This is a genomic window from Dietzia sp. SYD-A1 (assembly GCF_015356725.1).
Classification (GTDB): Bacteria; Actinomycetota; Actinomycetes; order Mycobacteriales; family Mycobacteriaceae; genus Dietzia.
In genome coordinates, this window is record NZ_JADDKI010000324.1 from 1 (window position 1) to 1842 (window position 1842).

A 1842-nucleotide genomic window follows, 5' to 3' on the forward strand; every position below is an offset into this window, starting at 1 on the left:
GTCGTGATCACCGCCACGGCGTCCTCGGCCGGCCCGGTCCGCACCTCGGCCCCGGCCCACCAGGCGCCGAGGAGGACCCCGGCGGTGAGCCAGTGGGCGGGCAGGTCGCACACCACCACGTCCCCGGGCGCGACCGCGACCTCGTCCCGCAGCAGACCGGCGATCTTGGCGGCCCAGTTTGCCGTGGAGACCACGGACAGCTCGATCCGCGAGGGTGCAGCGAGGTCGTAGTGGGTGACCAGGGGCGCACCCGGGTCCGCCGCGAGTAGTGGTTGGAGCACGGTGTCTGCGGCGGTGGTCACGGGGCGTCCTCCGAGAGGTCGGTCGGGGTTGGGTCAGTTCACGGCGGTTCGGTCAGTTCACACAGGGGACGTCCGAGCCGCCGGCGTCGAAGGTCGGACGCTGTGCGATCGAGGGTGGCAGAGGCGCGTAGTCGGTGGTCTCGGGGGAGTAGGACTCGGTCGCGGTGGCATCCCCCGTGGGTCCGCTGTAGTCCTCGGCCAGCACCACGCGGACGGTGCCGGGCGGCACCGCGGGATCCACCTGGACGGGCAGTCCGCCGAGCGCGTCGGAGACCGCGAACGCGGCGGGGTCGTCAGCCGATCCCGCCGCGACGTGTGAGGTGTAGGCGGCGGCGGGATCGGTGAGCAGGTCCCCGACCCCGTACCCGAGTTCGGACAGTGAACCGGAGACCCGGGCGGCGAGCCCGTCGATCGCCGTCGTGTTGACCACCGACACCGCGACGGCCGCCGGGTCGACGCCGGGCGTGTCGGTCGGGGTCTGGTCCTCGTCCGCGTCCTCGGCACTGGCGAATCCGCCGACGAACTCCGCGACCTGGGCGGGGTCGACCGTGACGATGGACTCGCCCCACTCGGTGAAGGAGTCGATGCTGGTCACCGGAATGGTCTCGAACCGGACGTTGCCGCCGCTGATGTCCTGCAGTTTCATCGCGAAGTCGACGAAGTCCCAGTTCTCGTCGATGACGAATGAGCGTCGGGCCGCATCGACGAGGGCTCCGAGCTTCGTCGGGTCCGCGAGGGTGCCCGCGGACAAGGTCTTCTTGACCAGCTGGGACATGAACGCCTGCTGGCGGACGATCCGGTCGAGGTCGCCCGCGGGCAGGTCGTGCCGCTGTCGGACGAAGCTCAGGGCGTCCGAGCCGGACACGGTCTGGACCCCGGCCCGGAAGTTCGCCCCGGAGAGCGGTTCGTCGACGTCCTCGTTCAGACACACCGGGACGCCGCCGACGGCGTCGGTGAGCAGCACGAATCCCAGCAGGCCTATCTCCGCGTAGTGGTCGGCCTGCACGCCTGTGAGATCCCGGATGGTGTTGATCAGCCCGTTGCGGCCGGCCTGGACGGCGTCGCGCTGGTCCTGCTCGGTGACCGCGCCGTCGGGGGCCTCGGCCGAGGCGCGGTCCAGGTAGGCCTGCTTGTACCCGGCGTAGACCCCGTTGATCTTGCTGCCCCCGATCTCCCGGGTCTCCACGTAGACATCCCGCGGAATGGAGATCGCGGTCGCCGAGCTCCCGTCCTCCGGGATCCGGATGAGCAGGATGGTGTCGGTGTTCTCACCCTCGTCCTCACCGGTCCGGATGGTGGCGAGCTCCTCCTGGCTGAGGGCGTTGCCCTGGGCGTCGGTCCGGTTGTCCGTGCCGACCAGGAGGATGTCGACGGCACCGTCGAGCCCGCCGTCCCCCATGTCGAGGCCGCCGGCGGAGGACAGGTCGGAGCTCAGACCGTTGAACAGCGACCAGCCCACACCGGTGACCAGGAGGCAGAAGACGGAGACGAGGGCGGCGAGGGCGCGGGCGATCCGCGACCCCACCGGCCGGGAGGGGGT

General features: G+C 71.0%; 2 protein-coding genes. Both read right to left on the bottom strand.

All coding sequences use genetic code 11. The features are described from left to right. On the bottom strand, nt 1–302 hold a 302-nt coding region (locus tag IY392_RS12940; protein WP_309234179.1), incomplete at its 3' end, for a TIGR03089 family protein. Nucleotides 303–354: 52 nt separating this feature from the next. Beyond that, nucleotides 355–1842, bottom strand: a 1488-nt coding sequence (locus tag IY392_RS12945) for an LCP family protein (protein ID WP_228549378.1), incomplete at its 5' end; no start/stop codon positions are given.